The organism is Parviterribacter multiflagellatus, assembly GCF_056863265.1.
Genome location: NZ_JBXPIZ010000008.1, coordinates 216,930 through 240,761 on the forward strand (window position 1 = coordinate 216,930; position 23,832 = coordinate 240,761).

A 23,832-nucleotide genomic window follows, 5' to 3' on the forward strand; every position below is an offset into this window, starting at 1 on the left:
GACTACCCGCCGAGCAGCTGACGGAACGCCTGGCGGATCACGCCGCGGCGGTCGGGGTCGCCGTCGAGCAGCGCGGCGGTCATGTTGCGCGCCTGCTCGAGCGTGATGTGGGGCGGGAGCGGGGGCACGTCGGGGTCGACGATCGCGTCGATGACGAACGGGCGGCCGGCGCCCAGCGCGGCGTCCCAGGCGGGCCCGATCTCCTCCGGCCGCTCGACCCGCACGCCGTCCAGCCCGAGCAGCTTCGCGTAGTCGGCGTACGGGACGTCCGGGAGGTCCTGGGAGGTCGCGTACTTCGGCGAGCCCTCCATCACGCGCTGCTCCCACGTGACGAAGTTGAGGTCGCGGTTGTTGAGGACGAGCACGATCAGCCGCGGGTCGGCCCACGCGCGCCAGCGCTGCGCGACGGTGACGAGCTCGCCCAGCCCGTTCATCTGCATGGCGCCGTCGCCGATGAGCGCGATCGCGGGCCGGTCCGGGTGCGCGAGCTTGGCGGCGATGGCGTACGGGAGGCCGCTCCCCATCGTGAGGAGGTTGCCGCTGAGCCACGCGAGGTGGCCGGGGCCGAGCGTCAGGTCGCGCGCGTAGTAGCCGGTCGCCGTGCCGGTGTCGCACGCGATCATCGCGTCGGGCGGGAGCCGGGCGTCGAGCTCGCGGACGACGCGCTGGGGGTTGATCGGGTCGGCAGGCTCGCCCGCGCGCCGCTCGACCGTCGCGCGCCAATCGCGCACCCACTCCTCGACCTGCGCGCGCCAGCCCTCCGTCCGATCCAGCAAAGGAAGGAGCTCGCGCAGCGTCGCGGCGCTGTCGCCGACGAGGTTGACCTCGGTCGGGTAGCGGAAGCCGAGCCGCCGCCCGTCGACGTCGATCTGCACGGCGCGCGCCTGGCCCTCGGGTGGGAGGAACTCGCCGTACGGCAGGTTCGTCCCGACCATCAGCAGCGTGTCGCAGCCCTGCATCAGCTCCCACGACGCGCGCGTGCCGAGCAGCCCGATCGCGCCGGTGCACCACGGCTCGCGGTCGTCGACGACGGTCCGCCCCAGGAGCGCCTTCGCCACCCCCGCGCCGAGCGCGTCTGCCACCGCGGTCACCTCCGCGGTCGCGCCGAGCGCGCCCCGCCCCACCAGCATCGCCACGCGTTCGCCCGCGTTGAGGAGGTCCGCCGCACGCTCCAGGTCCGCCCGCTCCGGCACCACCCGCGGCGCCGTCCAGCCCACCGACGACCGCAGCCGCCCGTGCTCGGCCGGCGCGTCGGTGACCGCGTCGGCCTCCTGCAGGTCGTTCGGGAGGATGAGCGCGGTGACGGTGCGGTCGGCCAGGGCGATGCGCGCCGCGCGGTCGACGAGGTGGCGGATCTGCGCGGGGTGCGTCGCGGTCTCGCAGTACGCGCCGGCGACGTCCTTGTAGAGCGACGCGAGGTCGACCTCCTGGTAGTACGAGCCGCCGAGCACCGTCCGCGCCTGCTGCCCGACGAGCGCGACCACGGGCTGCCCGTCCATCTTCGCGTCGTACAGCCCGTTGAGCGCGTGGATCGCGCCGGGCCCGCTCGTCGCCAGGCACACCCCGAGCGGCGCGCCGCCGTACTTGACGTACGCCCCGGCGAGGAACCCCGCGGTCTCCTCGTGCCGCACCTGGACGAAGTCGAACCGCTCGTCCGCCCGCCGCAGCGCGCTCGTGATCCCGTTGATGCCGTCCCCGGGGTACCCGAAGATCCGGTCCACGCCCCACGCGGCGAGGCGGTCGAGCAGGAAGTCGCCGACGGTCTGGCCCATGCCGACCGTCCTCCCCGCCCCGCGCGTGCCTAACCCGGACCGAGGACCTGCGCCGTCGTGGCGAAGTGCACCTTCGCCACCTCGTCCAGCACGTCCGGGCCGCGGTCCGCGACCAGCGCCCGCGCCGCCGCGACGACATGCGGCCCCGCGCCTTTCGGGAGCGTCACTGCGAGCCGCTCCGACGCCTCCGCCATCCAGTCGAGGAACGCCTGGCGCGCGACGATCGACGCCGCCGCGACCGCGACGTCCGCCTCCGCGCGGGGGAACTGCACGATGCGCAGCCCGCCGCACCGCCCCTCCGCCGCGTCGTCGACCACGCGCGCGTCGGCGAACTGGTCGACGATCGCATACGCCGGGTCGGCGCCGAGGACGCCGCAGATCGACTCGACGTGCTTGGCCGCGAGCATCTGGTTCAGGCGCTTGCCGTCCGCCCGCCACCGTGCGTACTCGACGTTGTACTCCGGCGGCGCGAGCATGGTCACCGCGCACGCCGCCGCGGTCTCACGCACCAGTGGCGACAACGTCGCCACGCGCTTGTCGGTCAGCTTCTTCGAGTCCTGCACGCCGGCCGCCGCCAGCTCCGCCGCGGCCTCTGGCGTCACGACGACCGCCGCGCTCACCAGCGGCCCGAAGTAGTCGCCCTTGCCGGACTCGTCGACGCCCGCCCACGCGGCATCGCGCGGCAGGTCGAGCGGCATCTCGCCGTAGCCACCCGCCGGTCCGGCCCCCGCCGCGCGCGCCTCCTCCGCCGCGCCCGCCGCACCGGCCTCGCCGGCTGGTCCAACCAGTTCGGCGAACTGGTCGACCAGTTCGCGCGCCCGCACGAGCCCGTCGCCCTTCCCCGCCACGGCGACCGTCCCGGTCCGCCACAGCGTCACGACGCCGCCGTCGAGCGCGTAGCGCCAGACCTCGCCCGCGCCCTTGGCCTCGCGCCGCTCGGCCCCGGCCTTCTCCAGCGCCAGGCGCAGCGCCTCGCGCCGCTCCGGCCCGACCTTCAAGCGCTACTCCGCGTCGATCTGCGGGAACTCGCCCGGGACGCGCGGGCGCCGCCGGTCGCGCGTGTGCCGCTGGCCGCCCGCGCCGTCGGCCTCGTTGCGCCGCTCGGACTTGCGGCGGTCGATGATGACCTCCACGTTGGGGTCGTCCTCGTAGTAGTCGGCGAGCTTGTCGTAGAGCTCGGGCGCGAGCTCCTCGGGAACGACGCAGTAGATCATCGGCTGTGCGGAACTCTACGCAGTTCCGAGCGCGAGCTCGCCACGTTCGTCGGCGCTGGCGTTCGCCACCTTGTCGTGCTCGTCGAGCTCGTCCAGCTCGTAGCCCTTCGCGATCACGCGGACACCGGACGCCTCGTCGGCCAGGTCGACCTCGAAGCGGTACCAGCTCAGCTCCCACGCGACGGTGATCCCCACGACGCTCCCCTCGGTCGCCGACGGCCGCACCGCGACCAGCGGACGCCCGAGCGAGCGCGCGACGCCCGCGACCGTGCGCGGGTGCTCGGAGACGTTGAACAGCTCCAGCGCGCGGCCCATCTTGAGGTCGGCGTTGGTGGGGACGGCGTGGACGTCGCGCCGCTCGCGGGGCGGCTCGTACGCGGGCTCGGCGTGCCGCTCGCGCCCACCCGAGCGCGGTGCCGGCGGAGGAGCGGGCGCCGGCTGCGGCGCCGCGTGCTGCGGCGCGGGCGCCCCGTCGTCCTCCATCTCCCACTCGTCGTACAGCCGCTCGCCGCCGCCGGCGGGGAGCGGGTCGTGCCCGTTCGCCCCGCCGCCGTCGCGCCGGCCACTGCCGCCGCGCAGCCGCCCGAGCAGCGAGCGCCGGCGGCGCCCGTCGTCGCGCCGCGCGGGCCCGAGATCCATCCCTTCGCGGATCCAGCCTTCGTGGGTGGCACGGGCCGTGCACAGCTCGCAGACCATCTTCCGCGACCCGCTGACGAGGAAGACGTCGGCCTGCTCGCCGCGCAGGAGCGTCCGGCCGCAGACGTCGCAGGCCACGGCCGCGTGCGAGGTGGTGATCGACTTCCGCGTCACCCGTTCATCGTAGAAGGGGTCAGGCGGTCGCCCCCTCCTCTGCACGCATCGTCTCAACCACCTTCTGCGCCAAGTGCGTGGGGACTTCCTCGTACCGCACGAACTCCATCGTGTAGTCGCCCTGGCCGCCCGTCAACGCCCGCAGATCCGGTGCGTAGGTGAGCATCTCGGCCATCGGGACCTCGGCCTTGATCTCGGTCATCAGGCCCACCGGCTCCATCCCCTGCGGCCGCCCGCGGCGCGAGTTAAGGTCGCCGATCACGTCGCCCACCGACGCCTCGGGCACCGACAGCGTCACGAGCATGATCGGCTCCAGCAGGGCCGCCTTCGCCGCCGCCATCGCCTCCTTCATCGCCAGCGAGCCGGCCATGCGGAACGCCTGCTCGGACGAGTCGACCGAGTGGTACTGGCCGTCCTGCAGCCGCACGCGCACGCCCTTGAGCGGGAAGCCCGCGACCGGCCCGTGCCGCATGGCGTCGCGCACGCCCTTCTCGACCGCCGGGATGAACGAGTTGGGGATCACGCCGCCCTTGATCTCGTCCACGAACTCCAGCCCGCCGTCGCCGGCGTCCGGCAGGGGCTCGATCGTGATGTGGCAGTCGCCGAACTGCCCACGGCCGCCGGACTGCTTCTTGTGCCGCCCGTGCGCCTTGGCGCTGACGCGGATCGTCTCCTGGTAGGGCACCCGCGGCGGCTTGAGCTCGACCTCGGCGCCGAACCGCTCGCGCAGGCGGTCGACGATCACCTCGACGTGCATCTGCGACAGGCCCGCGACGATCTGCTCGCCGGTCTGCGGGTCGCGGTGCAGGTCGATCGTCGGGTCCTCCTCCTGCAGCCGCCGCAGCGCCGCGAAGACCTTCTCCTCGTCGCCCTTGGCCTCCATCGCGAACGCCATCACCGGCGCCGGCAGCTTGATCTGCGGCATCTGGATCGGCTCGTCGCGCTCGGCCAGCCAGTCGCCCGCGCGCGTCTCCTTGAGCTTGGCGACCGCGCCGATGTCGCCCGGTCCGACGTCCTCCTCCAGGTGGCCGATCCGCTCCTTGCAGTGCGCGCGCGTGTTGAGCACGTTGCTGTCGGAGCTCAGCACGCCCTGGTAGACCCGGAAGAGGTTGATCCGTCCCGCGAACGGGTCGGCCTTCGTCTTGAAGCAGTACGCGTACAGCGGCGCGTCGTCGCGCGGCTCCAGGGTGATCTCGGGCAGCTCCATCGCCCCGTGCTTGACCGGCGACGGGAGGTCCTCCTCGATCGCGTCGAGGAGCCGGTTCGTGCCGAGGTTGCGGGTCGCGACGCCGCAGGTGACCGGGAAGATGTCGCCGTGGTTCGTCCCGTCCTTGAGCGCGGTGACGATCTCGTCGTGGGAGATCTCCTCGCCCTCCAGGTACCGCTCCATCAGCGCCTCGGAGACCTCGGACACCTCGTCCATCAGCTTCTCGCGGTACTCCGCGGCGAGGCCCTGCAGGTCGTCCGGGATCGGGATCTCCCGGCAGTTGTCGCGCGTCGCCTCCGGCCCGTACTCGTAGGCCTTCATGTCGACCAGGTCGATCACGCCCCGCACCTCGTGCTCGGCGCCGATCGGGATCTCGGTCGCCACGACGTGCGGCCCGAACGCGGCCTTCAGCGAGTCGAGCGTGCGGAAGAAGTCGGCCCGCTCGCGGTCGAGCATGTTGACGAACACGAGCCGGGCGATGTCCAGCTCCTCCGCCCGCTGCCAGAGCCGCTGCGTGTTGACCTCGACGCCCATGACGGCGTTGACGACGAACACGGCGGACTCGCAGACGCGCAGCGCGCCCAGCGCATCGGCCACGAAGCTCGGCTCGCCGGGGGTGTCGATGAGGTTGATCTTCCGGTCGTCCCACTCGAAGGAGGTGAGCGAGGCGGAGATCGACATCTGCCGCTGCTGCTCGTCGGGACTGGAGTCGGAAGCCGTCGAGCCGTCCTGCACGGACCCCAGTCGGTTGAGCGCGCCGGCCTGGAACAGCAGCGCTTCGTGGAGCGACGTCTTCCCGCTTCCACGGTGCCCGACGAGTGCGACGTTGCGGATGCGATCGGCACGGTGGTGCACGACCTGACCTCCTCCCGGTCGGTTGCAGGCCGCGACATTAGCGACGATCGGCACGAAGCGCTACACCGGAATTCTCGCAACCCGCAGGTTGCGCTACCGTGCGCCGCATGCGCGTGGCGTTCATCGGGGGAACCGGGCCGGTCGGTCAGGCGTCGCTCCCCCATCTTCGCGCGGCCGGCCACGAGGTGGCGGTCGCCCACACCGGCGCGCACGAGCCGCCGGAGTCCGACGGCGCCGAGCACCTGCACGGCCCCCGCGAGACGCTCCTCGCGGCCGGCGGGCCGGTCGAGACGTGGCGCCCCGACGTCCTCGTCGACACGTTCCCGGGTGGTGCGACCGCGGCGAAGGCGCATGCGGTCTCCGCCCTCGCCGCTCGCGCCGGGGTCGCGCAGCTCGTCGCGATCTCCTCGATCGACGTCTACCGCCACTGCGCCCACGCGGGCGTCGGCGGCTTCCCTCCCGCGCCGCTGGCAACCGACCCGCTGCCGCTGCGCGAGGACGTCTCGCCGCTGCGCGAGGCCGGCGGCGGCCCGTTCTCGGCCGCGCACGACAACGTCGCGATGGAGGCCGCGCTCGGCGGCGCGCCGAAGGTCACGCTCCTGCGCCCGGGCGCGATCTACGGCCCCGCGCTCCACCCCTCGGTCATCCGCGAGTGGTGGCTGGTGGAGCGGATCCTGCGCGGCGAGCGCACGCTTCCGCTTCCCGACGGCGGCACGCAGCTCTTCCACCGCGTCGCGCTCGACCGCGTCGGCTGCGCCGTCGCCGCGGCCGTCGACCACGCCCCGGACGGCGTCTGGGCGTGCAACGTCGCCGACCCGTACGACTGGACGTTCTCCGGCCTCGCGCAGCTCGCCGCCACGACCCTCGGCGACCACGCGTGGGAGCCGCTCCCTGCTGCCGCCGACGACCCGGCCGCCGAGCACCCCTGGCTCGCCCGCCACCCCGTCGTCGCCGACACCACGCGCCTGCGCACGACACTCGGCGTCACCGAGCCCGACCCGCTCGCCGCCACGACCGCCCAGCTGCGCTGGCTGCGCGACCACGCGCAGGCGGTCGCCGCGGTCCCGCCCCGAGCGGGCTAGACGCCCACGCCCTCCGAGGCCATGTACCGCGCCAGCTGCGTGCGCGACTTGATGCCGAGCTTGCGGTAGACCGCCGACAGGTGGTGCTCGACGGTCTTCGGGGAGAGGAAGAGCGCCGCCGCGACCTCGCGGTTGGTCAGCCCGTCGGCGACCCGCAGCGCGACCTGCAGCTCGGCCGGCGTGAGCTCCTCCCCCATCTCGTCGCGCGGGCGCAGCGTCCGCCCCGACGCGCGCAGCTCGCCGCGGCCGCGGTCGGCCCAGGCGGTGGCACCGAGCCGGTCGAACACCGCGACCGCCGCCTCCAGCTCGCTCCGCGCCTCGACGCGCAGGCCCGCGCGCCGCAGCCGCTCGCCCAGCGCCAGCCGCGTGCGCGCCTCCTCGAACGGCTGCTCGAGCCGCGCGTGCCACTCCAGCGCCCGCGCGAACGGCGCGCGGAACGCGTCGTCGGGCGCGAGCATCCCCTCGCCGCGCGCCGCAACCGCGTGGCCCCAGATCCGCCCCGTCGCCGCGCTCCACTCCGCGAGCCGCGCGATCTCCTCGGCCGCTTCGTGGGGCCGCTCGGCCCGCACCAGCGCCTCGATCAGGTCGCCCGGGTACAGGTAGACGCCCGGCTCCGAGCCGCCGAGGGCGAGCATCGTCTTGCGCGCCCGCAGCAGGTGGTCGAGCGCCTCCTCGGGCCGCTCGGCCGTCAGCGCCGCGAACCCGAGCGCCTCGTGCGCGTAGACCGTCATCGGCCCGCCCGCGACCGGCCCGAGCGCCGCGACCGCCTCGCGCCCGTGCGCGACCGCCGCGTCGAGCTCCCCGCGCGCCGCCTCCAGCCGCGCGAGCGCGCTCAGCGTCATCACGAGCTGCGCGATCTGTCCGGTCTCGCGGGCCAGCCGCACGCCCTCGCCCGCGTCCGCGCGCGCCTGCGTCCACCGGCCGCGCCGGAAGCCCAGCTGCGCCTTGACCATCAGGGGGAACGCGAGCCGCCCCGCCGCGCTGGCCGACCGCGCCGCCGCGAGCTGGCGGTCGATGACGGCCTCCGCGACGTCGTAGCGCTCGATCCACATCGCGACCTGGCCGGCCCACGTGAAGACCTCCGACGCGTCGGGCAGCGGGTCGCCCTCGGCGAGCAGGAACGGCACTGCGGCCTCCAGGTCCGCCGCGACCTCGCGCACCCGCCCGACCGGGACGAGCGCCAGCGCCCGCAGCATCGCCGCCAGCTGCGTCAGCTGGTCGTCGTGGCCGGCCGCCAGCTCCCGCGCGCGGTCGGTCGCCGCGACGATCCCCGGCGTGTCGCCGAGCATCACGCCGCCGACCGCCGCCTCGAGCATCAGCGACGCCGCCGCGACCCGCTCGCCCGTCTGCGCCAGCCGCTCGGCCTCGGCCTCCAGCCCCGCCCGGCCCTCCATCACCCGGTTGCCGCGCACCTCGATGCGCGCCCGCAGCACCCGCAGCTCGGGCACCTCGGGGAGCCGCACCGCGAGCCGCTCGGCCTCCGCCACCAGCGCCAGCGCCTGGTCGAACAGCCCGGCGCCGGCCAGGTCCTCGACCGCCTGGACCGTCCGCGCCAGCCGCAGCTGCTCGTCCGCCGTCAGCTCCGCCGCCCGCCGCGCCGCCGCCGCAGCCGCCGCGGCGGCGCCCCGGCCCCGCGCGACGCCGGCCGCCGCCACGAGCGCCGACGCCGCCTCCTCGTCGGTCCCGAGCGCCGCCGCGCTCAGGTGCCACGCCCGCTGCGTGACGTCCTTGGTCACCGACGCGAGCGCCGCGTGCGCCGCCCGCCGCTGCGACGCGCGCGTCGCGTCGTAGACGAACGCCCGCAGCAGCGGGTGGGTGAACGCGACCGTCCCGCCGGAGATCCGCACCAGCCCGCGCGCCGACGGCGCGTCGAGGTCCGCCTCGCCCAGGCCCATCTGCGCCATCGCCGCGAGCGCGTCGTTGAGCCACCCGGACTCCATCGCCGCGACGACCGCCAGCGCCTGTCGCCCCTCGTCGCACAGCGCCGCGTACCGCGCCATCACCGAGTGCTCGAGCATCGAGCCGGCGCACACGCTCGCGCTGATCGGCTCCGTCCCGCTGCGCTGGGCGGGCGTCAGCGACGCGGGCAGCTCGCGCAGCGCCAGCGGGTGCCCGGCGCACGTCTCCAGCAGCCGCTCGGCGACCTCGGCGGCCAGGCCCACGTCCAGGTCCGCCAGCAGCGCCCGCGCCGCACGGTCGTCCAGCACGCCGAGCCGCAGCTCCTCGATGCCGGAGAGGTCGAGCGCGCCGATCTCCCCCGCCCGCGCCGCGCACAGCAGCACGATCCCCTCGGACTCCAGCCGCCGCGCGGTGAACGTCAGCGCACGCAGCGAGCCGTCGTCGAGCCACTGCAGGTCGTCGATCGCGACGAGGATCGGTCCCTCCTCGGCGGCCGTGCCGAGCAGGCTGAAGACCGCGGCCGGGACCGCGAACGGGTCGTAGGACGCGGGCGCCTCGAGCGCCAGCGCCGTCCCGAGCGCCCGCGCCTGCACCTCCGGGATCGCCTCACGCAGCTCCAGCACCGGCCCGAGCAGCGCGTGCAGGCCCGCGTAGGGCAGGTCGCGTTCGGACGCGTAGCCGGTCGCGCGCAGCACGCGGAAGCCCGCGGCCACCGCCCGTTCGGCCGCCCAGTCGAGCACCGCCGTCTTGCCGATACCCGGCTCCCCGAGCACCAGCAGGCTCGACGACGCGCCACGGCGCGCGGCGTCCAGACGCGCCTCGACATCGGAGATCTCGTCCTCGCGCCCGTGCAGCACAGGCGGGACGCTACCGCCCCGAACGGCCTACTCAGAAGCGAGGCGGCTGCGCAGGCGCAGGACGGCCTTGGTGTGGAGCTGCGACACGCGCGACTCCGTGACCCCGAGGACCTCGCCGATCTCGCGCAGCGTCAGGTTCTCGTAGTAGTAGAGCGCGACGACGAGCTTCTCGCGCTCGGGCAGGCGCGCGATGGCGTCCGCGACGCGGTCCTTCATGTCCGTCGCGTCCATGAGCTGCGCTGGGTCGGGCGCGTCCGGGTCCTGGATGGTGTCGAGCAGCGAGACCTGGTCGCCGGAAGAGTCCGAGACGGTCCACAGCTCGTCCAGGGCGGCGACGGTCGAGTTGGAGATCTGGAGCAGCGCCTCCTGGAACTCGTCGACCGTCATCTCCAGCTCGAGCGCCATCTCCTCGTCGGTGGGCGCGCGCTGCAGCTTGTGCTCGAGCTTGGAGTTGGCCTTCTCGATCTCGCGGGCGCGGGAGCGGACCGAGCGCGGGACCCAGTCCAGCGAGCGCAGCTCGTCGATGATCGCGCCCTTGATGCGGGTGATCGCGTACGTCTCGAACTTGATGTCGCGCTCGGGCTCGAAGCGCTGGATCGCGCTGATGAGCCCGACGAGGCCGTACGAGATGAGGTCGGACTCCTCGACGTGCGCCGGCAGCCCCGAGGCCATCCGGCCGGCGACGTACTTGACCAGCGGCGAGTACGCCACGACCAGCCGCTCACGCGCCTTGTCGTCCCCGGTCGCCTTGTAGCGGCGCCAGAGGTCGCGGAGCTCGATTGCCTTGACGTTGGTCTCCAAAGTGGAAGATCCTCGCTCAAGCCCGCGGGTGACTGCGCGCGTACGCATGCTTGAGTCGCGCGGAGTCTACTCGGGTGTAGATCTGGGTCGTTGACACGGAGGAGTGGCCTAGAAGCTCCTGGATAGCCCGTAAGTCGGCACCGCCCTCCAGAAGATGAGTCGCGAAGCTGTGACGCAAGGCATGTGGCGAGATGCCGCCCTGGATCGCAGCCTGTCGCTCCCACGTCCGGAGCCGGCGCCGGACGTCGGAAGTCGACAACCTCCGGCCAGACTTGGACAAGAATAGAGAGGTTTGGTTATCACCGTTCGCCAGGGCGGGCCGTGCACGTTCCAAATAGCGAGCAACGGCGGCGAGCGCGGTCTCCCCGATCGGCACGTAACGCGTCTTGGCGCCCTTGCCCTCGACCCGCAGCTCCTCCTCCTCGAACGAGACGGAGCCGACGTCGAGGTTCACGAGCTCCTCCGCCCGCAGCCCGCAGCCGTACGCGACCTCGAAGAGCGCGCGGTCGCGCTGCTCCAGCGGCGTCGACGCCGGGATGCGGTCGAGCAGGGCCGCCACGTCCGCGGGCTTGAGGGCCCGGGGGAGCTTGCCCGGCTTCTTGGGCGACGGGATGAGATCCGCGGGGTTCTGGCCGATCAGCCCATGCTCTCTCATCACCCGGAAGAACGCACGGATCGCGGCGAGCTTGCGCGAGACGGTCGTCGCGGCAGGCCGCTGACCGGTGCGGCGCGAGCCGAGCCCGGCGACGTAGCGCCGCAGCGCGCGGACGTCCATCTCCGCGGGCTTGATCTGCTGCTGCTGGGCCCAGGTCGCGAGCTGCGTCAGATCCGACGCGTACGCCTTGCGCGTCTTCTCGGCCGCGCCCCGGCGGCGCAGGTCGGCGTCGAGCAGGCGCAGCGCGTCCCCCCAGCCGAGCGGCTGCTCCTCGCTAGCTTCCAGGCTCATGGCGGTCTTCTTCATCGACACCTCGGCGGGCACCGTCGCCACCCATCGTCAGCTCGTCGAGGCCGGCATCGCGAACGGCGTCGACGCGCCGCCGCGCCCCTGGCACAGGATCCAGGGCACGAACGACGCCACGACCCTCTGGTATGCGGTGCTGCGGAAGAAGGAGCGCGGGGTGTACATCGGCGCCCTCGTCCTTCGACACAGCGATCACTACGCCTCCCTGCTGGACGGCGAGTGGGAGGAGGTGGCGCCCGAGGACATCGTCGCGCCCGGCGGCGAGAGCGCGCCGCCCGCGCCGTCGCCCTGGAGCGGGGAGCAAGGCCCCACCGGCTAGGCGATGTAGACCGGGGCGCCGACGGGCACCTGGTCGTAGAGCTCGATGACGTCCTCGACGAGCATGCGGATGCAGCCGTGCGACGCGTTCGTGCCGATCGACCCGCGCGCGTCGGTGCCGTGGATGCCGGCGCCGTTGTAGATCCCCATCCAGCGCGCCTTCAGCGGGTTCTCGGGCACGCCGCCGGGGACGACGGTGCCGGCCAGGTCCCCCGCCCACGCGGAGTTCGGGACGTTCCACGCCGGGTTCACGGCCTTGTTCTGGATCGTGTACCGGCCGGCCGGCGTCTCGAGCCCGACCTGGCCGACGGCGATGCCGTACTCCTTGACGAGCTTGAGCTTCTTGTAGAGCCGCAGGCGGAACCGCGCCCGGTCGACCGCCAGCACCGTGTCGTACCTGCGCGCGAGCTTGGCCGTCGTGACCTTCGGCTTCGTTGTCCGCAGCCGCGCCCGCACCGTCCGTGCCTCGGCGACCGGCTCGAGCAGCGCGTCGACCACGTCGCCGCGCAGCTTGTCGGCCCGCAGCCGCCGGCCCTCGCGGCTGCGCACGACCTCGATGCCGCTTCCCGCCAGCGCGACGCGCGCGTCGCGCGCCTCCTGGTCGACCTTGTCGCGCACGCGCAAGACGAGCTCGTTGACCGCGTCCTCGTCGTAGGTGACCGCGGGCTCGAGGTCCGCCTCCACGTCGCCGCCGGTGAGGCCGCGCACCGTCCGGCTCAGCACGTTGCCGTCGCGGCTGCGGGTGATCGCCTCGTCGACCATCGAGTCGAGGTCGACCTGGACCTTCGCCGTCGTGGCGGTGAGCGTGAACGTCCTGCCGCGCGCGCGGACCTTGACGTCGGCCTTCAGCGGGTCGGCCAGCCGCTCCTCCAGCCGCGCCCGCGCCTCGGCCCGGCTCAGCCCGCCGATGCTCACGCCGCCGACCTTGACGCCCTCGGCGACGCGGTCCTCCTGACTGTGGTCGTACGCGTAGACGCCGGCCGCGCCCGCGATCAGGAGGGCCACCACGGCGGCCACCGAGATGAACAGCTTCGTCTTCACCCGCCGAGTTCCCGGCAAGGGACCCTAAACGGGGAAGCGGCGTTCCCGCAAGCGCGGTTGGACCTACGAGCGCGCCGACTTCGCCTTGCCGGCCTTGCGCGGAAGCTCAGCGGGCGGCCTGCGCGCTGCCGGCGCGGAGTTGCGCAGCCGGTCCGTGGTCCCCCGCACGCTCGGGCTGTAGCGGAGGAACTCCTCCACCTCGCGCTCGTAGCGGTAGGTGCTCTCGTTGCCGCCCTGCTGCGTGATCGGTGCCAGCCGCAGCGTCTCGCGGAAGCGCTGGAACGTCTCGCGCGAGGTGTAGCGGAAGCGGTAGCCGGTGGCCTTGAGCTTGCGGTTGTCCAGCCCGCGCCCGTAGCGGATGAGCTGGAGCAGCTCGTCGGGGATGTGGACGCCGAGGCGCTTGAGCTGGCCGGACGCGAGGCTCGTCCCCCACGGCGGCAGCAGCGGGACGCCGGTCTTGCCCAGGAGGTCGAGCGCCTCGCTGAGCGCCAGCACGCCGTCGGCCGCGCCGTTGTAGATGCCCTCCAGGTCGTCGTGCTGGACCGCGTGCACCAGCACACCGACCAGGTCGTCCTCGTGCAGCACCTGGATGCGCGGGTCGAAGCCGAGGATCGTCGGCACCACCGGGAGGCTGAAGACGTTCGTGAGCGAGGTGTTCACGCCGGCGCCGAGCACGCTGGTGAACCGGATGACGGAGACCTTGACCTTGTCCTCGCTGCTCGCGAAGTCCTGGATCGCCTCCTCCGCCTCGACGATGTCCTTCTCCAGCCGGGTGCGCGGCGGGTGCGGGCGGCGCATGTCCTCGGTGAAGAACGCGGGGTCGTCCTGCTCGGCGCCGTAGTAGTGGGCGCTCGACTTGACGATCAGGCGGCGGACGCAGGAGTCCTGGCCGCTGCACGCCGCGAGGATGTTCATCGTCCCGATGACGTTGTTCTCGTGCGCGCGCCGGGGCGTCGTGACGGTGGAGTCGACGACGAGCCGCGTGTCGACGACCGTGTCGATCTCGGCGGCCTGCACGATGCGCCGGATCAGGCTGTGCGCGTCGGCGACCTGGACGAACTCGGTCCGCTCCAGCGCGAACTTCGGCGGGCGGCGGTCGATCCCGATGATCGTCTCGACGTCCGGGTCCTGCTCGAGCACCTGGGCGAGCCGGCCGCCCCAGTACGTCGACAGCCCGGTGATCAGGACCCGCTTCCCCATGCTCCGCTCCCTCCTAGAACCAGACCGACTCGCGCTTGCCGAGCATGTCGAACAGCTCCTCCTGGATGCGCGCGCGGATCTCCTGGGACACGGTCTGCACGAGCCCGCGATCCTCCCACGGAGCGTCGCCCATGTCATCCGTGCGGATCGGCTCCATGAAGCGGATGCGGAACTTCGCGGGCAGGTAGACGAGCGGGCTGACCGGCGCGTAGATGAGCCCGGTCGCCTTGGCGAGCAACGGCAGGTGCGCGAAGACGGGCTGCGCCTCCTCCGCCCCGACGACCGCCAGCGGGACGATCGGGACCTTGGCCTTCATCGCCGCCTTGACGAACCCGCCGCGGCCGAAGCGCCTGAGGCGGTAGCGGTCCTTGAAGAGCTTCTCGGTGCCCTTCGCGCCCTCGGGGAAGACGAGCACGAGCTGCTCTTCGTCGTGCAGGAGCCGGTGGACGTTCGCGGGGTGCGCGGGGACGCCGCCGAGCTTGGGGAGCAGCATGGAGAGCCCGGGATAGCCCTTGAAGAAGTGCTCCATCGTCAGGTGGAGCGGGCGCGGGTGCGGGTGCTCCTCCTTGATCGCCTTGGCGATCATCGGCGCGTCGGGCGGGAGCGCGCCGGCGTGGTTGGAGACGAGCAGGGCGCCGCCGGACGCGGGCACGTGCTCGATCCCCTCCACCTCGCAGCGGAACCACAGGTGGTAGAGGAAGTCGTAGATCGTCCGGTCGAGCAGGCCCTCGACCCGTTCCGAGCGGCCCCAGTCGGTGATCCGGCGCTCGGGCTCGAGGGCGGGCAGGAGGTCGCGGCGCGGCTCGATCTCGGTCGTCACCTCAGGAACGGTTGCAGCTTGCGCTCCAGCTCGGGCCAGTCGTCGGCGGCCACCACGTCCTCCTCCTCGATGAGGTCGCGGTTCCACGGGTGGGTGATCGTCGCGCCGACGATCCCCACCTCGATGGCGCGCGTGAGGTTAACCGGGCTGTCGTCGACGAGCACGTCGATCTCCAGCTCCTGCGCGCGGGCGATCTTGTCGTACGAGCAGTGCAGGTCGTCGAACGGGATGTCGTGCTTGCTCAGCCACTTCGCGGTGCAGTCGTGCGCGGTGGTCGAACGGTGGCTCGTGATGTGGATCCAGTGGCCGGCCTCGTGCCACCGCTGGACCGCCTCGACGGCGCCCGGGTAGGGCTCGGCCTTCAGCACGATCGGCTCGGAGTGCGTCTCGGCGATGCACACCTTGAGCTGCTCGGGACGCAGCTGGGCGATCTCCCACGTGACCTGGTGCTCGTACGGGAGCTCCACCCCGAACCTGCGCCGGGCGGCCGCCGCGAGGTCGTCCCAGTAGTGGTGCAGGGTGGAATCGATGTCGATGGCGATCTTCATTTGGTAGGAACCCTGGTCTGATGGTACGAGCGGAGTGGATGTCGGTGGACTGGTCGGCGCACCAGAAGTGGGTGTGGGCCTGTGGCAGGCCGGCCAACGTGATCGACCTCGGTGACGGACCGCCGCTGGTGTTCGTGCACGGGCTCTCGGGCTCGTGGCAGAACTGGCTGGAGCAGCTGCCCGTGTTCGCCCGCTCGCACCGGGTGATCGCGGTGGACCTGCCGGGGTTCGGAGAGTCCCCGCTCCCCTCGGAGCCCATCTCCATCTCCAACTACGGACGCTGGCTCTCGGCGCTCCTCGATGCCCTCGACATCCGCGGGGCCGCCGTGGTCGGCAACTCGATGGGCGGGTTCATCGCGGCGGAGGCGGCGATCACGTTCCCCAAGCGGGTCGAGCGCCTGGTGCTCGTGTCCGCCGCGGGGCTGTCGATCGAGCACCAGCGCGACGACCGCATCCTGCGCGTGCTGGAGGTGACCGAGAACGTCTCGCAGGTCGTGCTCCAGCACCTGATGGCGCGCTCCGACGCGCTCGTGCGGCGGCCGCGCTCGCGCCGGGCGATGTTGAGCGTCGTGGCGCGGGACGCCGCGAAGATGCACCCCGCGCTCGCGCGCGAGCAGATCCGCGGCACCGGCAAGCCCGGCTTCGTCCCGGCGCTGGACGCGCTCACCTCGTACCCGATCCGCGACCGGCTCGGCGACATCTCGTGCCCGACGCTGATCGTCTGGGGGAAGAACGACTTCCTCGTCCCCGTCCGCGACGCCTACGAGTTCGCCGAGCTGATCCCGAACTCGGAGCTCATCGTCTGGGAGGACACGGGGCACGTCGCGATGCTCGAGCGGCCGGACGAGTTCAACGAGGCCCTCGCCGAGTTCCTCGCGCGGCAGCCGGACGCGGAGTCCGAGCGCGTGGCGGACGCCGAAGCGCGCGCGGCGTCGTAGCGCCGCGCCGCCCCGCCCCGCGCGTCTACGGCTCCGGAGCGAGGACCGGCCCGGCCTCCGGCTCCGCCGTCGCGCTGCCCGCCCCGTGCGCGAGCGCCGGGTTCGTCACCGCGCCCTCCGACGCGCTCTGCACCAGCGCGGCGTACTTCGCCAGCACGCCGGTCGTGTCGGCGTTCTCGGCGATGCGGTACTCCGCGATCCGCGCGGCGATCTCCGCGTCGGTGAGCTCGACGTCCATGCGGCGGGCGTCGACGTCGATGGTGATCGTGTCGCCCGTGCGGACGGCGGCGATCGGGCCGCCCTTGACCGCCTCGGGCGCGACGTGGCCGGCCATGAAGCCGCGGGTCGCGCCGCTGAACCGCCCGTCGGTGAGGAGCGCCACGTGCTCCCCCAGCCCGGCGCCGTTGATCGCAGCCGTCACCGCGAGCATCTCGCGCATGCCCGGGCCGCCGACCGGCCCCTCGTTGCGGATGACGACGACGTCGCCGCGCTGGATCTCGCCGTTGAGGGTGGCCGCCATCGCCGCCTCCTCGCCGTCGAACACGCGCGCCGGCCCCTGGTGGTAGCGGCGCTCGTGCCCGGAGAGCTTGACCACGCTGCCCTCCGGCGCGAGGTTGCCGCGCAGGATCGCGAGGCCACCGGTCTGCTTGATCGGGTCGGCGAGCGGGCGCACGACCTGCTGGCCCTCCGTCTCCCGGGCCTCCGCGGCGTGCTCCCCGATCGTGCGCCCCTCGACCGTGATGGCGTCCTCGTGCAGCAGCCCGGCCTCCTGGAGCCGCTTCACCACGAGCGGCACACCGCCGGCGTCGTACAGGTCGGGCGCGAGGAAGCGGCCGCCGGGCTTGAGGTCGCAGGTGGTCGGCGTCTTGGCGCTGATGCGGTCGAAGTCGTCGATGTCGAGCGGGACGCCGGCCTCCCGCGCGACGGCCAGCAGGTGGAGCACGGCGTTCGTCGACCCGCCGGACGTGGCGACGGCCGCGATCGCGTTCTCGAGGCTCTCGCGGGTGATGACGTCGCTCGGCTTCAGTCCGCGGCGCAGGACGTCCATCGCGAGCCGGCCGGTCTCCTTGGCCACCTCCGCCTTCGCGCCGTCCTCCGCGGGCACCATCGAGGAGCCCATCGGGCTGATGCCGAGCACCTCGAACGCCATCGCCATCGTGTTCGCGGTGAACTGCCCACCGCACGCCCCCGCGCCCGGGCTCGCGGTGCGCTCGATCTCGGCGAGGTCGGCGTCGCTCATCTCCCCCACCGCGTGCTTGCCGACGGCCTCGAAGACCTCCATGATCGACACGTCCTGGCCCTGGAACGTGCCCTTGTGGATCGAGCCGGAGTAGAGCATCACGCCGGGGACGTCGAGCCGCGCCAGCGCCATGACGGTGCCGGGGATCGTCTTGTCGCAGCCGCTGATGACGACGAGCGCGTCGAACAGGTGCCCGCGCGCGACGAGCTCGATCGAGTCCGCGATCAGGTCGCGGCTGACGAGGCTCGTCTTCATCCCGCTCGTGCCCATCGTGACGCCGTCGGAGATCGCGACGGTGTTGAGCTCCATCGGCGTCCCGCCCGCCTCACGGATGCCCTCCTTCACCTTCGCCGCGAGCGCGCGATGCGTGAAATTGCACGGCATCGTCTCGATCCAGCAGTGCGCAACGCCGATGATCGGCTTGCTGAGTGCCTCGGCGTCGAAGCCGATGCCGTGGAGGTACGCGCGCGCGGCGGCGCGGGCGGGCCCTTCGGTCAGGGCCCGCGATCGATGCTTGACGTCGAACTCGGCCACGGCCGCAGGCTACCCCCGCCCCCGGCGACCTACCGCCGTCGCCGCGCCCGGCGCGTCAGGCCGGGAGGCTGCCGGCGCTGCGGCGCGCGTCGTCGCCGCCGAGCCGCTGGCGCTCCCAGCGGCTCAGCCGCCAGAGGTCGCGCCGGACCTGCTTGGGGTCCACCTGGCGACCGGGCAGGTGCATGTTGGCGCTGTTGATCAGGCGCCGCTCGTCGCCGGTCAGCGCCATCCACTTCGCCAGCACGTCGTCGGAGTCCGGCAGGCGCGTCGTGCCGTAGGGCCGCTCCTCGTCCGGGAACTCGACGCAGTACTCGTTCAGCAGCACGCCGGTCTGCGGGAGGTAGGCGACGATCGGCTTGTGCGGGTAGACGAGGTACGCGTACTCGACGCCGCGCGAACGCTTGCCCCAGACCCGGATGAACCCGAGGTCGCGGTACATCGCCCACTCCTCGTCGTTGACGCACGACCGCAGGAGCGTGCGCGCCTTCTGCTCGGCCCGCAGGTCGCGACCGGGGTCGTGGTCGAACGTCGGCACCAGCGCGCGGCGCGCCTTGTGCCGCTGCCACAGCTCACCGATGCGCGGCATGGACGCCTCCCACAGCAGCACGACGACGACGATCGTCGTGACGCTGAGTGCCAGAGCCATCGGGTGCCGCCTCCCTCGTGGCTCAGCAGCCGCCGGCGGCGCGCGGGAAGAAGATCACGCGCTCCGCGTCGCGGGGGATCTCGTCGAACGCCTTGACCATCTGCGCCTGACGGCGCCCGGCGGGGCCGGTGAGCGGCACGGCGGCCCACATGCCCAGGTCGAGCTGAGCACGGAAGGCCTCGACCAGCTCGCGCTCCTCCTCGCTCACCTCGGGATCACCCTCGGCGATCAGCACCTCGCCGTGTCCCGGCTTCATGCGGAGGAACTTCACACGGCGATTATGGCAAAGCGGCCGACTCGGTTCAGCGCTTCCGGAGCGAGACAGCGCCACGTCAAGCCTCTCCCCTGCTCAACCCGAACACGTCGACCGGGCCCGCGCCGCGCCCGAGCTGGCGCAGCCCGTCGCGGACGGCGGCGCTCGCGGTCGCCTTTGCCGCGGCCGCCGCGGCGACCACCTCGTCGCCCAGCGCGAGCCGCGCCGCGAGGGTGCTGGAGTGCGTGCACCCCGATCCGTGCGCGGCCCCGTCGGGGTACCGCTCGCCCGGGATCTCGGTGACCGCGGCGCCGTCGAACACGAGGTCGGTCACCTCGTCGCGGTGGCCGCCGGTCAGCACCGCGTACCTCGGGCCGAGGTCGTGGAGCGCACGCACGAGGTGGTGCGCGTCGAGCTGCTCCGGCGCCCCGGTCAACGCACGCGCCTCCGGCACGTTCGGCGTGATCACGGTCGCGCGCGGGACGAGCTCGGTCGCGAGCGCCGCCTGGGCCTCTTCGACGAGCAGCCGCGCACCCGACTCGGCGACCATCACGGGATCGAGCACGACCGGCGTGCCTTCCGGCAGCTCGTCGAGGACCGCAGCCACCGCGAGGATCGTCGCGGCGTCGCCGAGCATCCCGATCTTCACCGCGTCGACCCCGAGGTCCTCGGCGACGGCCCGGACCTGCGCCTGGATGACCGCGGTCGGCACCGGATGCACGTCGGTGACGCCGATGGTGTTCTGCACGGTGATGGCCGTGATGGCCGTCGTGCCGTGGACGCCGGCACGGGCGAACGCCTTGAGGTCGGCCTGGATGCCGGCACCGCCGCCGGAGTCCGAGCCGGCGATGGAGAGCACCACGGGAACGCGTCGGTCGGGCATGGGCCGAGCACGGTATCGAGGCCTCCGGGCACGAGTTCGTCCATCAGAACGCGGCCTCGAGGTGGTCGAGGCCGGCGAACGCGCCGGAGCGGTCGAACCGGACGCCGATCGCGTCGAACCGCACGCAGCGGCGCCGCGGCCGGTCGGGGACGTCGTTGAGGTACGCCCGCCCCATGCGGCGCACCTGCGCGCGCTTGCGCGTGTCGAGGTTGTCCCAGGGCGACCCTGCGCCCCGGCGGGTCTTGACCTCGACGATCACGAGCGTGTCGGCGTCCGCCGCGACGAGGTCGATCTCCCCGTAGCGCGTGCGGTGGTTGCGCGCGACGACCTCGTAGCCGAGGCGCTCGAGGTGGTCGGCGGCGAGCTGCTCTCCCTGCTGGCCGAGGAGGTGGCGCGGGTCGTTCGACATGGCCCGGGCAGCTTGCGCGGGAACCTGCAACAGGACTGCGGCGCCGTGTGCCAGATCTGCGCAGTGCAGTTCCTGCGCGATCGCTCCGCACTTCCGTGACAGAAGCGTGATGTTCCGGCGCACGGCCACGCCTACCGTCGCCGCCATGCTCGCTCGCGTCACCACGTTCGCCATCGACGGCATCGAGTCCCGGCGGGTCACCGTCGAGGTCGACATCCGTCAGGGCCTGCCCGCGTTCAACGTCGTCGGCCTCGGCGACAAGGCCGTCCGCGAGGCGCGCGAGCGCGTCCGGGCGGCGGTGCTCAACTCCGGCTTCCCGTTCCCTCAAGCCCGCATCACCGCGAACCTCGCCCCCGCCTACCTCCGCAAGGCGGGCCCGGGGTTCGATCTCGCGATCGCGGTGGGCATCCTCACCGCGGCCGGCCATGTCCCGGCCGAGGCGCTCGACCGCTGGGCGGTGTTCGGCGAGCTGTCGCTCGGCGGGCAGCTGCGCCCGTGCGGTGGCACGCTCGCGGTCGCCGAAGGCGCCGCGCACAAGGGCGTGCCCGGGCTGGTCGTGCCTGCGTCGCTGGGGCCGGAGGCCGCGCTGGTCGAGGGCGTGCAGATCGCGGCGGCCGAGTCGCTCGCGGCGGTCGTCCGCCTCCTCGCCCAGGGCGAGCATCCTCCGGCCGTCGCCGCCACGCCGGCAGCCCTCTCCGACGAGGCCGAGATCGGGATCGACCTCTCCGACGTGCGCGGGCAGGAGCACGTCATCGACGGGCTGATCATCGCCGCCGCGGGCGGTCACAACCTCCTGATGTCCGGGCCGCCGGGCACGGGGAAGACGATGCTCGCCCGGCGGATCCCCACGATCCTGCCGCCTCTGCGCCACGAGGAGGCGCTCGAGGTCACGCGCATCCACAGCGTGGCCGGCAAGGCCGTCGGGCGCGGCCTCGTCCAGGTGCGTCCCTTCCGCGCACCCCATCACACGATCTCGCCGTCGGGCCTCGTCGGAGGAGGGTCGGTCCCGGTCCCGGGCGAGGCGAGCCTCGCGCACGAGGGCGTGCTCTTCCTCGACGAGCTGTCCGAGTTCGCGCGCGGGTCGCTGGAGGCGTTGCGCCAGCCGCTCGAAGACGGGCGCGTGGCGATCGTTCGCAGCCAGCGGACCGCCATCTACCCCACGCGGTTCATGCTCGTCGCCGCGACCAACCCGTGCCCGTGCGGGTACGCGGGCGACACGCAGCACCGGTGCACCTGCACGGCGGGCGACCACGCCAAGCACCGCCGCAAGCTCAGCGGGCCGCTGCTCGACCGGATCGACGTGCTTCTGGACGTCCAGCGCCCGAGCGCCGGAGAGCTCGCGGGAGGCGGCCCGTCGACCTCGTCGGGCGAGGCGCGCGACCGCGTGACCGAGGCGCGCGAGCGGCAGCTGCATCGTGCCGGCCGGTGCAACGGCCACCTGACCGCGGCGGAGATCCGCCGCGACGCGATGCCCGACGAGCAGGGCGCGCGGCTGCTCAGCCGCGCGTACGAGAACGGTCACCTCAGCGCACGCGGCCACCACCGGGTGCTGCGCGTCGCCCGCACGATCGCGGACCTCGCCGGTCGCGAGCGGGTGCTGGGCCAGGACGTCGCCGTTGCGCTGAGCCTGCGCCACGACCACCCCGCGATGAGCGAGGTGGCGTGATGCGCGACGGGGCATGCGACGCCTGCCTGCGGCGCGCCTGGCTGCTCGGGCGGCTCGCCGGCTACATCGACATCGCCCGGCGCTCACACGCCGTGCTGCCCGAGCTGCTCGCGCTCCCAGACGAGACGCTGATCGCCGCCGTCGCGCCACGCGACCGCGAGATGATCTCCGGCGAGCTCGAGCGCGTGGACGTCGCCGAGCAGCGTTCGCGGGCGGCGGGCGCATCGCTCATGACGACCTGCCGCCACGGCGACGCATACCCCGGCCGCCTGCACGACGCCGACGACGCGCCCGCGGCGCTGTTCGCCGGCGGGCGCCCGGAGATCCTCGCGCTGCTCGGTGATCCTGAGCAGCGGACGGTGGCGATCGTCGGCGCCCGGCGGGCGTCACGCGAGGGCCTCGAGATCGCGCGCGCCCTGGGGCGGGACCTGGGGCTTGCGGGCGTCCCCGTGGTGAGCGGGATGGCGCTGGGCATCGACGCGGCCGCGCAGCGCGGTGCGATCGACGGGGGCGGCACGAGCATCGCGGTGCTCGGCGGCGGCGCCGACGTCGCGTACCCGCCGAGCAAGACGCGGCTGCACGAGTCCCTGCTGGAGCGCGGCCTCGTGCTGTCCGAGCTGCCGCCGCGGAGCGGCCCGCGGCGCTGGACGTTCCCCGCCCGCAACCGCATCATCGCCGGGCTGGCTGACCTGGTCGTCGTCGTCGAGGCGACGGAGCGGTCGGGGTCGCTCATCACGGCCGATCTCGCGCTCCGGCTCGGCCGGGAGGTCGCGGCGGTGCCGGGATCGGTCGTCACGCAGCAGAGCGCCGGCACGAACGCGCTGCTGCGCGACGGCGCGACGCTGGTGCGCGGCGTGGACGACGTCCTGGACGCGCTGTACGGCGCCGGCGCCGCGCCGAAGATCGCCCGCGCCGCCGGCGACGCACTGGAGGAGGAGCTGCGCGCGGCGATGGACTGCGTCCGCAGCGGCCACGACACGATCGGTGCCATCGCGGGAGCGACCGGGATGGAGGGCACCGAGGTCCTCGTCGCCCTGGCCGAGCTGGAGATGCGGAAGCTCGTGCGGCGCGAGCCCGGTGGGCGCTACGCGGTGGCGCTGTGATGCGCCGCGCGAGCACAGCGGGTGGGCGGGTCGGGACGCTAGAGCTCGAGCTGCTGGTACGCCGCCGACTGGAAGCTCATCCGGTGCAGCGGCGAGACGCCGAGGCGGCGGATCGCCTCGCGGTGCTCGGGCGTGGAGTAGCCGACGTGCGTCTTGAAGTCCCAGCCGGGGTGCAGCTCGTCGGCGCGGTGCATGTACCGGTCGCGGGTGACCTTCGCGACGATGGACGCCGCCGCGATCGCCGCGCTCTTCGTGTCGCCGTCGACGACGGGCTTGCACGGCCAGGCGAAGTCCTTGCCGAGCGGGAACCCGTCCGAGAGGCACATCACGCCGGGGCGTGCGACACGGGAGAGCGCGTCGCGCAGCGCCTGGAGGTTCGTGCGGTGCAGACCGCGCGCATCGATCCCGCGGGGGCAGCGCGACACGACGCTCACCTTCGTCGCGATGCGCAGCACGATCGGGTACAGCTCCTCGCGGCCCTCGGGGGTGTGCTGCTTGGAGTCGTTCAGCTTCCCCAGCGCGCGCACGTCCTGCGGGGTCAGGCGCTCCAGGTCGAACAGGACCGCCGCCGCCACCAGCGGCCCGGCGAGGCAGCCGCGGCCGGCCTCGTCGGCGCCGGCCACGAAGCGGTGGCCGAGCTTGCGGTCGTGGATGAAGAGCTTGCGGCCCGTCGAGCGGGACTTGCCCTTGCCCGGGCCCGGCCGCTTGGGCCGTGGCTCGGGTGCCGGGGCGTCAGACGGAGGGGGAACGGTCGCTGCCACGTCGCGGCTCATGA

Annotated in this window: 23 protein-coding genes; 5 read left to right on the forward strand and 18 right to left on the reverse strand. The window is 73.4% G+C overall.

Annotation, left to right across the window (positions count from 1 at the left end; genetic code table 11):
* Window positions 1-2: 2 nt before the first annotated feature.
* From AC1UE5_RS18310 to fusA, 5 genes are read right to left on the reverse strand one after another with little or no spacing between them, the layout of a single operon-like run.
* The gene (locus AC1UE5_RS18310; protein ID WP_482926150.1) at window positions 3-1,772 is read right to left on the reverse strand and encodes a thiamine pyrophosphate-requiring protein; all 1,770 of its coding nucleotides are present in this window, start codon (window positions 1,770-1,772) and stop codon (window positions 3-5) included.
* A 29-nt stretch (window positions 1,773-1,801) separates the two neighbouring features.
* Window positions 1,802-2,770, reverse strand: coding sequence for a ribonuclease HIII (gene rnhC / locus AC1UE5_RS18315; RefSeq protein ID WP_482926152.1), 969 nt, complete (start codon window positions 2,768-2,770; stop codon window positions 1,802-1,804).
* Window positions 2,771-2,773: 3 nt separating this feature from the next.
* Window positions 2,774-2,986, reverse strand: a complete 213-nt coding sequence (locus tag AC1UE5_RS18320) for a hypothetical protein (protein WP_482926154.1) — start codon at window positions 2,984-2,986, stop codon at window positions 2,774-2,776.
* 15 nt (window positions 2,987-3,001) lie between these two features.
* On the reverse strand, window positions 3,002-3,796 hold the full coding sequence (locus AC1UE5_RS18325; RefSeq protein ID WP_482926156.1) for a hypothetical protein: 795 nt from the start codon (window positions 3,794-3,796) through the stop codon (window positions 3,002-3,004).
* A 19-nt stretch (window positions 3,797-3,815) separates the two neighbouring features.
* Complete coding sequence (gene fusA, locus AC1UE5_RS18330; RefSeq protein ID WP_482926158.1) at window positions 3,816-5,858, reverse strand: elongation factor G; 2,043 nt, start codon at window positions 5,856-5,858, stop codon at window positions 3,816-3,818.
* A gap of 107 nt (window positions 5,859-5,965) precedes the next feature.
* On the opposite strand from fusA, the gene AC1UE5_RS18335 reads away from it, so the two are divergent.
* The gene (locus AC1UE5_RS18335) at window positions 5,966-6,940 is read left to right on the forward strand and encodes a Rossmann-fold NAD(P)-binding domain-containing protein (RefSeq protein WP_482926160.1); all 975 of its coding nucleotides are present in this window, start codon (window positions 5,966-5,968) and stop codon (window positions 6,938-6,940) included.
* Here AC1UE5_RS18335 and AC1UE5_RS18340 read toward each other — a convergent pair.
* From AC1UE5_RS18340 to AC1UE5_RS18350, 3 genes are read right to left on the reverse strand one after another with little or no spacing between them, the layout of a single operon-like run.
* The gene (locus tag AC1UE5_RS18340; protein WP_482926162.1) at window positions 6,937-9,696 is read right to left on the reverse strand and encodes a helix-turn-helix transcriptional regulator; all 2,760 of its coding nucleotides are present in this window, start codon (window positions 9,694-9,696) and stop codon (window positions 6,937-6,939) included. The two genes, AC1UE5_RS18335 and AC1UE5_RS18340, sit on opposite strands and share 4 nt — an antisense overlap.
* Window positions 9,697-9,723: 27 nt before the next feature.
* Window positions 9,724-10,545 (reverse strand): RNA polymerase sigma factor WhiG, encoded by an 822-nt coding sequence (gene whiG, locus AC1UE5_RS18345; RefSeq protein ID WP_482926164.1) that lies wholly within the window; start codon window positions 10,543-10,545, stop codon window positions 9,724-9,726.
* Window positions 10,514-11,458 carry a tyrosine recombinase XerC gene (locus AC1UE5_RS18350; RefSeq protein WP_482926166.1) on the reverse strand — a complete coding sequence of 315 codons (945 nt, stop codon included), beginning with the start codon at window positions 11,456-11,458 and terminating at the stop codon, window positions 10,514-10,516. Before AC1UE5_RS18350 ends, whiG begins: the two co-directional genes overlap by 32 nt.
* On the opposite strand from AC1UE5_RS18350, the gene AC1UE5_RS18355 reads away from it, so the two are divergent.
* Window positions 11,442-11,777: a hypothetical protein gene (locus AC1UE5_RS18355; protein WP_482926168.1), complete on the forward strand. Its 336-nt coding sequence runs from the start codon at window positions 11,442-11,444 to the stop codon at window positions 11,775-11,777. The two genes, AC1UE5_RS18350 and AC1UE5_RS18355, sit on opposite strands and share 17 nt — an antisense overlap.
* Here the strand turns inward: AC1UE5_RS18355 and AC1UE5_RS18360 are convergent.
* From AC1UE5_RS18360 to AC1UE5_RS18375, 4 genes are all read right to left on the reverse strand, one after another.
* The gene (locus tag AC1UE5_RS18360) at window positions 11,774-12,817 is read right to left on the reverse strand and encodes a L,D-transpeptidase family protein (protein WP_482926170.1); all 1,044 of its coding nucleotides are present in this window, start codon (window positions 12,815-12,817) and stop codon (window positions 11,774-11,776) included. The two genes, AC1UE5_RS18355 and AC1UE5_RS18360, sit on opposite strands and share 4 nt — an antisense overlap.
* Before the next feature lie 63 nt (window positions 12,818-12,880).
* Window positions 12,881-14,017, reverse strand: coding sequence for an NAD-dependent epimerase/dehydratase family protein (locus tag AC1UE5_RS18365; RefSeq protein WP_482926172.1), 1,137 nt, complete (start codon window positions 14,015-14,017; stop codon window positions 12,881-12,883).
* A 13-nt stretch (window positions 14,018-14,030) separates the two neighbouring features.
* Window positions 14,031-14,837 carry a lysophospholipid acyltransferase family protein gene (locus tag AC1UE5_RS18370; protein WP_482926174.1) on the reverse strand — a complete coding sequence of 269 codons (807 nt, stop codon included), beginning with the start codon at window positions 14,835-14,837 and terminating at the stop codon, window positions 14,031-14,033.
* Entirely contained in the window at window positions 14,834-15,385 is a 552-nt protein-coding gene (locus AC1UE5_RS18375; RefSeq protein ID WP_482926176.1) for a 5' nucleotidase, NT5C type, read from the reverse strand. The genes AC1UE5_RS18370 and AC1UE5_RS18375 overlap by 4 nt, the downstream gene beginning before the upstream one ends.
* A 20-nt stretch (window positions 15,386-15,405) precedes the next feature.
* Between AC1UE5_RS18375 and AC1UE5_RS18380 the strand changes: the two genes are divergently transcribed.
* Window positions 15,406-16,323, forward strand: a complete 918-nt coding sequence (locus AC1UE5_RS18380; protein ID WP_482926178.1) for an alpha/beta fold hydrolase — start codon at window positions 15,406-15,408, stop codon at window positions 16,321-16,323.
* 25 nt (window positions 16,324-16,348) lie between these two features.
* Here the strand turns inward: AC1UE5_RS18380 and ilvD are convergent, their stop codons facing one another.
* The 5 genes from ilvD to AC1UE5_RS18405 form a co-directional block, all read right to left on the reverse strand.
* A complete protein-coding gene (ilvD, locus tag AC1UE5_RS18385; RefSeq protein WP_482926180.1) occupies window positions 16,349-18,097 on the reverse strand; it encodes a dihydroxy-acid dehydratase in 1,749 nt (582 codons plus the stop codon).
* Between the two features lie 55 nt (window positions 18,098-18,152).
* The gene (locus AC1UE5_RS18390; protein WP_482926182.1) at window positions 18,153-18,743 is read right to left on the reverse strand and encodes a hypothetical protein; all 591 of its coding nucleotides are present in this window, start codon (window positions 18,741-18,743) and stop codon (window positions 18,153-18,155) included.
* Between the two features lie 22 nt (window positions 18,744-18,765).
* Window positions 18,766-18,999 (reverse strand): hypothetical protein, encoded by a 234-nt coding sequence (locus tag AC1UE5_RS18395; protein ID WP_482926184.1) that lies wholly within the window; start codon window positions 18,997-18,999, stop codon window positions 18,766-18,768.
* 76 nt (window positions 19,000-19,075) lie between these two features.
* Window positions 19,076-19,879, reverse strand: coding sequence for a bifunctional hydroxymethylpyrimidine kinase/phosphomethylpyrimidine kinase (gene thiD / locus AC1UE5_RS18400; RefSeq protein ID WP_482926186.1), 804 nt, complete (start codon window positions 19,877-19,879; stop codon window positions 19,076-19,078).
* A 43-nt stretch (window positions 19,880-19,922) separates the two neighbouring features.
* Entirely contained in the window at window positions 19,923-20,288 is a 366-nt protein-coding gene (locus AC1UE5_RS18405) for a YraN family protein (protein ID WP_482926188.1), read from the reverse strand.
* Between the two features lie 145 nt (window positions 20,289-20,433).
* Between AC1UE5_RS18405 and AC1UE5_RS18410 the strand changes: the two genes are divergently transcribed.
* On the forward strand, window positions 20,434-21,954 hold the full coding sequence (locus AC1UE5_RS18410) for a YifB family Mg chelatase-like AAA ATPase (RefSeq protein WP_482926190.1): 1,521 nt from the start codon (window positions 20,434-20,436) through the stop codon (window positions 21,952-21,954).
* Complete coding sequence (gene dprA, locus AC1UE5_RS18415) at window positions 21,954-23,057, forward strand: DNA-processing protein DprA (RefSeq protein ID WP_482926192.1); 1,104 nt, start codon at window positions 21,954-21,956, stop codon at window positions 23,055-23,057. Before AC1UE5_RS18410 ends, dprA begins: the two co-directional genes overlap by 1 nt.
* A 38-nt stretch (window positions 23,058-23,095) precedes the next feature.
* On the opposite strand, the gene rnhB is transcribed toward dprA, so the two are convergent.
* Entirely contained in the window at window positions 23,096-23,830 is a 735-nt protein-coding gene (gene rnhB, locus AC1UE5_RS18420) for a ribonuclease HII (protein WP_482926194.1), read from the reverse strand.
* Window positions 23,831-23,832: the final 2 nt, after the last annotated feature.

Coding starts and splice junctions, on each gene's coding strand:
- AC1UE5_RS18350 (WP_482926166.1), bottom strand. CDS start 11,458: ATGAAGAAGACCGCCATGAGCCTGGAAGCTAGCGAGGAGCAGCCGCTC.
- AC1UE5_RS18410 (WP_482926190.1), top strand. CDS start 20,434: ATGCTCGCTCGCGTCACCACGTTCGCCATCGACGGCATCGAGTCCCGG.
- AC1UE5_RS18375 (WP_482926176.1), bottom strand. CDS start 15,385: ATGAAGATCGCCATCGACATCGATTCCACCCTGCACCACTACTGGGAC.
- whiG (WP_482926164.1), bottom strand. CDS start 10,545: ATGCGTACGCGCGCAGTCACCCGCGGGCTTGAGCGAGGATCTTCCACT.
- rnhB (WP_482926194.1), bottom strand. CDS start 23,830: ATGAGCCGCGACGTGGCAGCGACCGTTCCCCCTCCGTCTGACGCCCCG.
- AC1UE5_RS18395 (WP_482926184.1), bottom strand. CDS start 18,999: ATGAAGCCGGGACACGGCGAGGTGCTGATCGCCGAGGGTGATCCCGAG.
- AC1UE5_RS18380 (WP_482926178.1), top strand. CDS start 15,406: ATGGTACGAGCGGAGTGGATGTCGGTGGACTGGTCGGCGCACCAGAAG.
- AC1UE5_RS18390 (WP_482926182.1), bottom strand. CDS start 18,743: ATGGCTCTGGCACTCAGCGTCACGACGATCGTCGTCGTCGTGCTGCTG.
- AC1UE5_RS18335 (WP_482926160.1), top strand. CDS start 5,966: ATGCGCGTGGCGTTCATCGGGGGAACCGGGCCGGTCGGTCAGGCGTCG.
- thiD (WP_482926186.1), bottom strand. CDS start 19,879: ATGCCCGACCGACGCGTTCCCGTGGTGCTCTCCATCGCCGGCTCGGAC.
- AC1UE5_RS18365 (WP_482926172.1), bottom strand. CDS start 14,017: ATGGGGAAGCGGGTCCTGATCACCGGGCTGTCGACGTACTGGGGCGGC.
- AC1UE5_RS18310 (WP_482926150.1), bottom strand. CDS start 1,772: ATGGGCCAGACCGTCGGCGACTTCCTGCTCGACCGCCTCGCCGCGTGG.
- AC1UE5_RS18355 (WP_482926168.1), top strand. CDS start 11,442: ATGGCGGTCTTCTTCATCGACACCTCGGCGGGCACCGTCGCCACCCAT.
- AC1UE5_RS18405 (WP_482926188.1), bottom strand. CDS start 20,288: ATGTCGAACGACCCGCGCCACCTCCTCGGCCAGCAGGGAGAGCAGCTC.
- dprA (WP_482926192.1), top strand. CDS start 21,954: ATGCGCGACGGGGCATGCGACGCCTGCCTGCGGCGCGCCTGGCTGCTC.
- AC1UE5_RS18320 (WP_482926154.1), bottom strand. CDS start 2,986: ATGATCTACTGCGTCGTTCCCGAGGAGCTCGCGCCCGAGCTCTACGAC.